This window comes from Flavobacterium sp., assembly GCF_031363805.1.
Taxonomy (GTDB): Bacteria; Bacteroidota; Bacteroidia; order Flavobacteriales; family Flavobacteriaceae; genus Flavobacterium.
This window is the reverse complement of record NZ_JANLVD010000231.1, coordinates 1-8,903: the sequence shown is the minus strand read 5'-3', so window position 1 is coordinate 8,903 and position 8,903 is coordinate 1. Positions and strand designations below refer to the sequence as shown.

The following is an 8,903-nucleotide window of genomic DNA, read 5'->3' as shown; positions in this document are numbered from 1 at the left end:
AATGATACCAAAGAATTGCATTGTGAAACAGTAATTATTTCAACTGGTGCTACTGCAAAGTATCTTGGCTTAGAATCTGAACAACACTATTTGAAAATGGGTGGTGGCGTTTCTGCTTGTGCAATTTGCGATGGGTTCTTTTATAGAAATCAAGAAGTTGTTATTGTAGGTGCTGGCGATTCTGCTTGTGAAGAAGCGCATTACTTGTCTAAATTATGCAAAAAAGTAACCATGCTTGTGCGTAGTGAAAAATTTAGAGCGTCAAAAATAATGGAGGCTCGAGTGCGCAAAACCGAAAACATTGAAATCTTAATGAACCATGATACGGTGGAAGTTTTGGGTGATGGTCAAGTGGTTACTGGCGTGAAAGCGTTAAACAAAACGACCAACGAAACTTTTGAAATTCCATCAACTGGATTTTTTGTAGCCATTGGACATAAACCAAATACTGATATTTTTAAAGATTTTATTACCCTTGATGAAACTGGTTATATTGTAAATACACCAGGATCGTCAAAAACCAATGTGGAAGGTGTTTTTGTTTCTGGCGATGCTGCTGACCATGTTTATAGACAAGCAATAACTGCTGCAGGTACAGGTTGTATGGCAGCTTTGGATGCAGAAAGATATTTGGCTGGTAAAGAATAATAGGATTTTAGATTTCAGACTTTAGATTTCAGATTTAAAATATTTTAAGTGTTTATTGTTTGTCAATTTTTATAAAAGCTTTAAAGGAAATAGTTTAAAAATATTTGACTAATTGATAAAAAAAATCCCATTTTGAAATAACAAAATGGGATTTTTTTAATGTTTAATAGAAGGCAAAAGTTTCTAATTTAGCCCTGATTAAGCCGATATCCTCGTAGCAAAGCGGAGAGATAAAGGTGCAAGCAGGAACAATGTTCAACACGTACTAGAATGTTGTGCTCCAAATAAAACTACTTTGATTTTTTGTACAAAGTGGCATCTCCAGTAAACTTTTTTAATTCGATTTTTGGATCGCCATAAATATAAATTTCCGATTTCGAATTGGCAGAAATATTAAGGCTTCCATTGGTATTTACATAGCAATTTGTGTTTCCTTCGCAAGTTAAATCGAGCGATTTGGTAACTAACTTTCTTCCTTCGTATTTGGCGTTGTTATCCAATCGAATGGTCATTTCTGCCACGTCTCCTTCCACAATTGCTTCAGATTTTTGATACATGTCAAACTTCAGTTTTGGTGAAGAAATCATGGCTTTTATTTCAGAATTTTTGCTCATTTCTACAAAAGCATCTTGACTTTTTAAATTGAGTTCTACTTTTGATTTGTCGTTGGCCAGCAATGTAAATTTTGGAGAATTTATATTGATAATGGCTTTGGAAAAATCGAATGTTTTAACGGTAACATTTGGAATGGAAATGGCAGTTAGGATATTTAATTTGCCTTCGTGTCTTGTGGTTATTAGTTTCAAACTATCTGTATAAATAACCCTTACTTCTAATTTTTTGAAGCCAGAAATATCCTTATTTGTATTTAAACGAAGTGTGTTTCCGTAGGTTTTGTGGTTTATTTCGGCATGCAAATTTTCATCGGTTTCAACCTCAATAGAATTTTTATCTCCTTTGATCAAATATACTTCTAGGTTGTCTTCGATTTCAATTTCTGTAAATGGAGTTACTTCACTTTTTACAATGGTTATAACTTTATTTCCTTTTATTTTCTCTTTCTTTTGAGCAAAAGAATTGGTGGCTAGAAAAATACAAAAAATCAGTAGGTATATTTTTTTCATTTGGAATTTGTTTGTTGCAAATATATAAAAAATCATTCGCGATTAACGAATGATTTTTTATGATAAATAAAATATTTTGTTGTTTCTATTTAATTAAATGATTGATTTTGGTTATTTTGAAATTTCTTCCAATACTTTTTTTCCAGCTTCATTTTTTGGATCCAGCTCAACTGATTTTTTATAATTGACAATAGCCAATTCTTTATTTCCATCTTTTAAATAAGCTTCTCCTAAACTGTCGTATGCATTGCCTGATTTTGGAAACTTTTCTACATTTAATTTGAAAATTTCAATGGCTTCTTTATTTTTTCCTGATTGCAAAAATTGATACCCAATACCATTCATTTCATCTTCTTTAAATGCATATTTATCAGAATTTTTCAGTGCTTTTGCTTCTTCTAAACCAATAGTCAAGCCTTTTTCTGCTATAATATCTTGAAGAGCAATTGCCATGGACATTTTGGGCATATCAAACGGTTTGTCATACAAAATGGATAGAATGGCTTTATTCATTTCATTTAAATTGGTTCCGCCAGTATTGTTCAACAATACAACCAAATTTTTGTCTGAAGGAATTCTAGATATTACAGTATTAAATCCATTAATGCCGCCACCGTGTTCCACCATGCGAACATTGTCATTTTTAAGATTTGGAACATCATTTATATTCCATCCATAACCATATTTGCCTCTTCCAGTGTCAATGTGTGAGCCAAAAAATAAATCCATAGATTTTGAAGAAAGTAATTGATTGCTGTAAAGTGATTGATCCCAAAGATACAAATCTTCGACAGTCGAATACAATGAACCTGCCGCATATGGTATTGACATATCTATAAAACTTGTGTTCACATAACTTTTTCCATTTTTTTCATAGCCTGAGGCTCTGTTTTTTAATATTACACTACTATTGTCATATCCAGAATTGTTCATTTTTAAAGGTTTGAAAATTATTTCTTGTAAATAATTTTCATATGTTTTGCCAGATACTTTTTCTATAATGTAACCCAATAAAAAATAACCTGAGTTGCTGTAAGCAAATTTTTCACCTGGTGTAAATTGAAGTGTTAAATCTGAAAATTGTTTTACAAATGTTTCTGGAGAATATGGATTTTTGCTCACCTCTTTAAAAAAATTGGGAAAAGAAGTATAATTTGGAATGCCAGAAGTGTGCGTCAATAAGTGATGCAGCGTGATTACATCGCCAGTTTTTTTAGGGTAATCTGGCAAATATGCTGAAATTGGAGTGTCTAATTTCAATTTTCCTTGTTCAACCAATTTAAGGATTAATAAAGCTGTAAATTGTTTAGAAACAGAACCTAATCGGTGCTTTGTGTTTGGTTTGGAATATTCCATTCCATATTAGCCATTCCAAACCCTTTTTTATAAATTACTTTTCCTTTTTCTGCAACCAATACACTACCGTTAAACTGTCCATACTCTGAATATTGACTCATTAATTTATCAATTTTATCTGACTTGGTTTGAGCAAATGCTACGTTTATTGTTGTGAGCAGCATGAATATAGTCAGAGCGATTACCTTTGCTATACTGTGATTTAATTTTTTTTTCATGATGATTGTATATTCTTATTTTTAGTTTGAATGGAAAATTAGTTTTCACTTACACTTCCGCCAGAGCTTTCTTCTTTTGTAATGCTTTTAGGCGTTTTGTGATAATCAATATTGGCTCCGCTAGATGCTTTGGCTTTCAAATTTAAAATTGGAAAGACATCAATACTGCTTCCACTACTTGCTGTAGCAATTATTTCGTTTGCCATTAATTCGTTTGCATTTATACTGCTTCCACTAGATGCTTTCGTTTGGAGTTTCATCGCTTTTCCATTGGCGGTTATTTCGCTTCCACTAGAAGTCTCCAATGACATGTTTTCTGCTTCAATGTCAACGTTTATTTCACTTCCGCTACTAGCATCAATTTCGATATTGTTTGATTTTAAAATATTGGTACTTGAAATTTCTGCATCGCTTGATGATTTTAGTTCACTTACAGTTGGCATATTAATTGTTACTCTTGGAGATTTTGAAGTTCTATAATTTTCATCTGCCTTAACAATCAAAGTGCCATTTTCCACCTCTGTGATAATGTGATTTTGAATATTCTCATCAGTTTCTACAGATACTAATTTATCGTTGGATTGTGTTAGTATCACTTCAATTCCTTGGCTCACTTTGATGCTTTCAAAGTTTTCAGATATGTTTCTTACTTGGGAAATAACTTTTCCGTTTCCTTTGATTCCATCACCAAAATTTATATTGAAATCGCAAGAACCAAATAATATTGCGATGAAACTAACTACTATTATTTTTGCTAAATGAATCATAAATTTTATCATGACTAGTTGGTTTTAATGATTATTCCGTCTTTGTTTATTTTTAATTCTTTGATATTTTTTGAATCTGAAGCAGTAGTATCGTTTGTGATTGATATTCCATTCTTATTAATGGTCACATTTCCAGGCACTATTTCTTCCAGCTCTTCTTCCAGTTCTTGGTTGTCGATATCATTATATTCGTCTTCATCAGCTGGGCAATTCAAACATTTTACTTTATTCGATTCTACTTTGTAAATATAATCGCTAGAACTGTGGTGCAAGTTGAAAAAATCATTGTCGCTATCATCATATTCTTTTACGGAACTATCTGTTATAAATAAAGTTCCCTTTGGTAAATATAAGTATATTTTTACTTCCTGATCTCTAAATTTATTTGTAGCTTCTGTGAGCAAATAGTTGTCAAAAATAATTTCGTTTCCTTCAACCTTAAAATTATAATCTATTTTTTCTGCTCTTTTTTTAGCATCACTTTGTGTATTTCCATTGGCAATATTTTCAACCAAAACATAAGGTGTTTTCTCGCTTGTTGGCATAATATGAAATTCAATATCGTTGGAATAAATCAACTCTCTATTAGCAGCATCTTGTACAAACTCAAAATCTTCTCTGTCGTCTATATTTTTAGAATACAAATCGTTGTATTGAAATTTGATTTTTAAAGTATCTGCTGGATTGATTAATATTTCTTGTTTGTTTGATACCTTGCCTTCGTAAGCAACAGCTGTGGCTTGTTTGATTCCAAAAAGTATAAGAACAGCAACAGATATTATCCATAAGGCCAAAAGCGTATATTTTGCTGTATTTCCTATTGATCTTAAATTGGTTACCAACAGCTTTAATCCTAAAATAAGTAAAAAGAAAAACGGAATTCCAACAGCCAATATGCTTAACAACATTAGAAACCAAAAAGGCATAGTAGAGTAGTTCACAGCTTCTACATAATTGTGCCAAGGCATGTCAAAGAAAGGAAATGTGCCTACCGCAAAGAAGCTAATGATTAGACTAATAAGTGTTGACGCAGCAATAAAAACTATAAATGCGCCCAAAACTTTTCCAAAAGCTACAAATATTTTTGGTAAAACATCGCCCAATGTTCCGCCTATTTTCTCAGCACTGCTTCGAAATTGGTTTCCCATTTTATCATAATCTGCATTTTTGAATTTATCAGATAAATTACCAAATTCTTCTTTTACTTTTTTTTCTATATTTGAAATATTGATAGGTTCACCTCTCATTTCCAACTTTTCCGAAGTTGTTTTTGCTTCAGGCATGACAACCCATAAAACAAGGTAAGCAATAATTCCAGTTCCAAATCCTGCAAAAACCAATAGTACCAAAGCAATTCTAATCCATACAGAATCTACACCAAAATAATGTCCCAAACCAGAGGATACGCCACCTAAAATTCCATTTTCGGTATCACGGTATAATTTTTTTGATTTTCCTGAGGAAGCGTAACTATAACTTGTTTCTTGAGGATCATTGTCTTCTATTTTATAATCTTCTGGTTGCCCCATGATGGCAATAACATCATCAACATCTTTTATACCAAGAACTTGTTTGTCAGTACTTAACTTTTCAGAAAAAAGTTCCGAAATTCTACTTTCAATATCATTCATTATTTCTTCACGACCGTCGCTTGATAGTGAACGCTTTATAGCATCAAAATAGCGATTCAATTTTTGATAGGCATCTTCGTCAATGTGGAAGAAAAAACCACCTAAATTCATATTTACTGTCTTGTTCATAGCTGTTAGTTTTTGGTTGTTATTAATGTTACAGCATCAGACAATTCGGTCCAAGTGCCATTTAATTCGGTTAAAAATAAATTTCCTTCTTCTGTGAGTCCATAATATTTCCTTGGTGGACCAGAGTTCGATTCTTCCCAACGATAGTCGAGCAATCCGTCGTTTTTAAGTCTTGTGAGTAAAGGATAAACTGTGCCTTCAACGACAAGCAATTTTGCGTTTTTTAGGGTGTCTAATATTTCTGAGGTATATGCTTCTTTATCTCTTAATACAGATAAGATGCAAAACTCAAGAACACCTTTTCGCATTTGCGCTTTTGTGTTTTCAATGTTCATAAATTTTCTTTTTTAATGATTAAACTGTTCATTTTTTGATTTTTTTTGATGATGATTGAAACTAATTTATATAATACTATCTTTAGTATATTAATTTCTTATACAAAGATAAGGCTAAAAAAAGGTATTATGCAAAACAAAGTACTAAATATTAACTTTTATTTAACAACTTATAATATTAGGCGTGCATAGCAATTTTTTGTATTTTAGCAAAAAAATCAATCGCTATGCAGTTTACAGCTTCCAATTTAAATAAGTTTTTGTTTTTTAAATTACCATCTGCTTATTGGTGTGGTGTCAGGGCAAAAAGTATAGATGAAACCCAATGTGTAGTTTCAGTCAAACACCGTTGGGTGAATCAGAATCCTTTCAAATCCATGTATTTTGCAGTTCAAGCCATGGCTGCAGAATTGACCACAGGAGCCATGGTGATGTTGCATATTCAAAAAAGTAAACGCAATATATCGATGTTGGTTGCCAATAATAAAGGAAATTTTTCTAAAAAAGCTACAGGTCGCATCAATTTTACTTGCAATGATGGTCATTTGATTGATGAAGCCATTAAAAAAACCATCGAAAATGGTGAAGGACAAACATTCTGGATGAAATCAATTGGAGTGAATGAAAAAGGGGAGCAAGTGTCGGAAATGGATTTTGAATGGAGTATAAGATTAAAATAAAATTAACTTCCAACTTTCATTTAAATGCAAAAGTTAAAGTCGCTACAATTAACAAATGTGTAATGCAATCATTTCTTATTTTTGAATAAAAATCAAGAATGAAAGTTTTAATCACTGGTGCCACTGGACTTATTGGAAAGGAAATTACCGAATTGCTTTTGCAAAATGGTATTAAAATACATTATTTAACCACTTCAAAAAATAAAATTCAACACCAGCCTAATTTTACAGGTTTTTACTGGAATCCTCAAACAGGAGTTATAGACGAAAACTGCTTACTGGGTGTTTCAGCCATAATTCACTTGGCAGGTGCTTCTATAGCAAAACGATGGACTTCAAAATACAAACAAGAAATTATTGAAAGTAGAGTCCTATCTGCCAATTTGCTTTTCAATGCCTTAAAAAATAATCCACATCATATAGAACAATTTATTTCTGCTTCCGCTATTGGTATTTACCCAAACAGTTTAAAGAATTTTTACAAGGAAGATTTTGAAAATTTTGACGATTCATTTTTATCTAATGTGGTTGTGAAGTGGGAAGAATCTGCAAATCAAATAGAAAGATTAAACATAAAAGTTTGCAAAATTCGTATTGGTCTAGTCTTATCGACGAATGGTGGCGCACTTAAAGAAATTTTAAAACCAGCAAAATTGGGTTTAGGAGCTGCTTTTGGTTCAGGAAAACAAATGCAATCTTGGATTCATATTCATGATTTAGCCAACATATTTTTATTTGCCTTGCAAAACAATTTGTCAGGAATTTTTAATGCGGTTGGACCTAATCCTGTTACCAATCAGGAATTGACATCTACTGTAGCTCAGGAATTAAACAAATCACTCATTTTACCAAATGTACCTAAGTTTATAATGAAAATAGTTTTAGGCGAAATGCATACTATTTTATTTGAAAGTCAGAATGTAAGTTCTCAAAAATTAGCCCATCTAGGTTTTGAATTTGAATACAAAACCATACACACTGCACTCAAACAACTTCTTCAAAAATAAAAAGAGCACCTTGGGGAAAGTGCTCTTTTAGATATATTCGAATTAATAATATGGATAAATGTATTGACTATTTAATATACCAAAAATACATATTCCAAAATCAAAGTTTCTTAAAGTTATATTAAATTAATTAATGACAATTTGACATTTATTTCATAATTGGCAGTACTTTTGCAATCTAAATTTCAAAAATGTTTCAAAATATATTTAAAAATAAATCAAAAATGACCACTGAAAATACTGAGATAGACAAGGAATTAGATGAAATTACATTAGAACAAAATGCTAATGGCGAACAGCTAATAATAGAAGAATTAAGTATTGAAGAGCAATTATCTAAAGATTTAGCTTCAGAAAAAGATAAATTTTTGCGTTTGTTCGCAGAATTTGAAAATTATAAAAAACGTACCTCCAAGGAGAGAATGGATTTGTTTAAAACAGCAAATCAAGAAGTGCTTCAAGCCATTTTGCCAGTAATGGATGATTTTGACAGAGCTTTGGTTGAAATCACAAAATCGGAAGATGAAAATTTAATTAAAGGTGTTGAATTAATTCACACAAAATTAAAAGACACTTTGTTTTCTAAAGGACTTGAAGTGGTTGAAATTAAATCTGGCGACGCTTTTAATGCAGATTTTGCAGAAGCCATTACACAAATTCCTGCTGGCGATAAACTGAAAGGAAAAGTGGTGGATGTAATTGAAAAAGGATACAAATTGGGTGATAAAATCATCCGTTTTCCAAAAGTAGTTATCGGAAATTAAACTAACAAAATACAAAATTCAAATCACGAATAACATTTATATTTGAGATTTCTGTTTTGTAATTTTAATGAATTATGAAAAAAGATTTTTACGAAATATTAGGTATAGACAAAAGTGCAACCGAAGCTGAAATAAAAAAAGCCTATCGCAAAAAAGCCATTGAGTTTCATCCTGATAAAAATCCAGGCGATGCAGCTGCCGAAGAAAATTTCAAAAAAGCAGCCGAAGCTTACGAAGTTTTAAG

At 31.6% G+C, this 8,903-nt stretch carries 11 protein-coding genes; 5 read left to right on the top strand and 6 right to left on the bottom strand.

All coding sequences use genetic code 11. The features are described from left to right. Positions 1 to 648 (top strand): FAD-dependent oxidoreductase (locus tag RMN92_RS12080; RefSeq protein WP_309609693.1); only part of this gene is annotated, 648 nt, incomplete at its 5' end. Between the two features lie 290 nt (positions 649 to 938). On the opposite strand, the gene RMN92_RS12075 is transcribed toward RMN92_RS12080, so the two are convergent. From RMN92_RS12075 to RMN92_RS12050, 6 genes are all read right to left on the bottom strand, one after another. Next, positions 939 to 1,772 (bottom strand): GIN domain-containing protein, encoded by an 834-nt coding sequence (locus RMN92_RS12075; RefSeq protein WP_309609692.1) that lies wholly within the window; start codon positions 1,770 to 1,772, stop codon positions 939 to 941. Positions 1,773 to 1,883: 111 nt separating this feature from the next. Further along, the gene (locus RMN92_RS12070; RefSeq protein WP_309609691.1) at positions 1,884 to 3,128 is read right to left on the bottom strand and encodes a serine hydrolase; all 1,245 of its coding nucleotides are present in this window, start codon (positions 3,126 to 3,128) and stop codon (positions 1,884 to 1,886) included. Further along, positions 3,092 to 3,229, bottom strand: coding sequence for a hypothetical protein (locus tag RMN92_RS12065; RefSeq protein ID WP_309609690.1), 138 nt, complete (start codon positions 3,227 to 3,229; stop codon positions 3,092 to 3,094). Before RMN92_RS12065 ends, RMN92_RS12070 begins: the two co-directional genes overlap by 37 nt. 155 nt (positions 3,230 to 3,384) lie before the next feature. Further along, entirely contained in the window at positions 3,385 to 4,125 is a 741-nt protein-coding gene (locus RMN92_RS12060; protein ID WP_309609689.1) for a head GIN domain-containing protein, read from the bottom strand. A 2-nt stretch (positions 4,126 to 4,127) separates the two neighbouring features. Further along, positions 4,128 to 5,873: a PspC domain-containing protein gene (locus RMN92_RS12055; RefSeq protein ID WP_309609688.1), complete on the bottom strand. Its 1,746-nt coding sequence runs from the start codon at positions 5,871 to 5,873 to the stop codon at positions 4,128 to 4,130. 5 nt (positions 5,874 to 5,878) lie between these two features. Beyond that, positions 5,879 to 6,208, bottom strand: coding sequence for a PadR family transcriptional regulator (locus RMN92_RS12050; protein ID WP_309609687.1), 330 nt, complete (start codon positions 6,206 to 6,208; stop codon positions 5,879 to 5,881). Positions 6,209 to 6,435: 227 nt separating this feature from the next. Here RMN92_RS12050 and RMN92_RS12045 point away from each other — a divergent pair, with 227 nt between their 5' ends. From RMN92_RS12045 to RMN92_RS12030, 4 genes are all read left to right on the top strand, one after another. Then, positions 6,436 to 6,888: a DUF4442 domain-containing protein gene (locus RMN92_RS12045; RefSeq protein ID WP_309609686.1), complete on the top strand. Its 453-nt coding sequence runs from the start codon at positions 6,436 to 6,438 to the stop codon at positions 6,886 to 6,888. 98 nt (positions 6,889 to 6,986) lie between these two features. Beyond that, on the top strand, positions 6,987 to 7,895 hold the full coding sequence (locus tag RMN92_RS12040; RefSeq protein WP_309609685.1) for a TIGR01777 family oxidoreductase: 909 nt from the start codon (positions 6,987 to 6,989) through the stop codon (positions 7,893 to 7,895). A gap of 191 nt (positions 7,896 to 8,086) precedes the next feature. After that, positions 8,087 to 8,659, top strand: coding sequence for a nucleotide exchange factor GrpE (locus tag RMN92_RS12035; RefSeq protein WP_309609684.1), 573 nt, complete (start codon positions 8,087 to 8,089; stop codon positions 8,657 to 8,659). Positions 8,660 to 8,733: 74 nt separating this feature from the next. After that, positions 8,734 to 8,903 (top strand): DnaJ domain-containing protein (locus RMN92_RS12030; protein WP_309609694.1); only part of this gene is annotated, 170 nt, incomplete at its 3' end.

Excerpts from the sequence above, each read along its gene's own strand:
- RMN92_RS12075 (WP_309609692.1), bottom strand. The coding sequence starts at position 1,772 with ATGAAAAAAATATACCTACTGATTTTTTGTATTTTTCTAGCCACCAAT.
- RMN92_RS12070 (WP_309609691.1), bottom strand. The coding sequence starts at position 3,128 with ATGGAATATTCCAAACCAAACACAAAGCACCGATTAGGTTCTGTTTCT.
- RMN92_RS12065 (WP_309609690.1), bottom strand. The coding sequence starts at position 3,229 with ATGAGTCAATATTCAGAGTATGGACAGTTTAACGGTAGTGTATTGGTT.
- RMN92_RS12060 (WP_309609689.1), bottom strand. The coding sequence starts at position 4,125 with ATGATAAAATTTATGATTCATTTAGCAAAAATAATAGTAGTTAGTTTC.
- RMN92_RS12055 (WP_309609688.1), bottom strand. The coding sequence starts at position 5,873 with ATGAACAAGACAGTAAATATGAATTTAGGTGGTTTTTTCTTCCACATT.
- RMN92_RS12050 (WP_309609687.1), bottom strand. The coding sequence starts at position 6,208 with ATGAACATTGAAAACACAAAAGCGCAAATGCGAAAAGGTGTTCTTGAG.
- RMN92_RS12045 (WP_309609686.1), top strand. The coding sequence starts at position 6,436 with ATGCAGTTTACAGCTTCCAATTTAAATAAGTTTTTGTTTTTTAAATTA.
- RMN92_RS12040 (WP_309609685.1), top strand. The coding sequence starts at position 6,987 with ATGAAAGTTTTAATCACTGGTGCCACTGGACTTATTGGAAAGGAAATT.
- RMN92_RS12035 (WP_309609684.1), top strand. The coding sequence starts at position 8,087 with ATGTTTCAAAATATATTTAAAAATAAATCAAAAATGACCACTGAAAAT.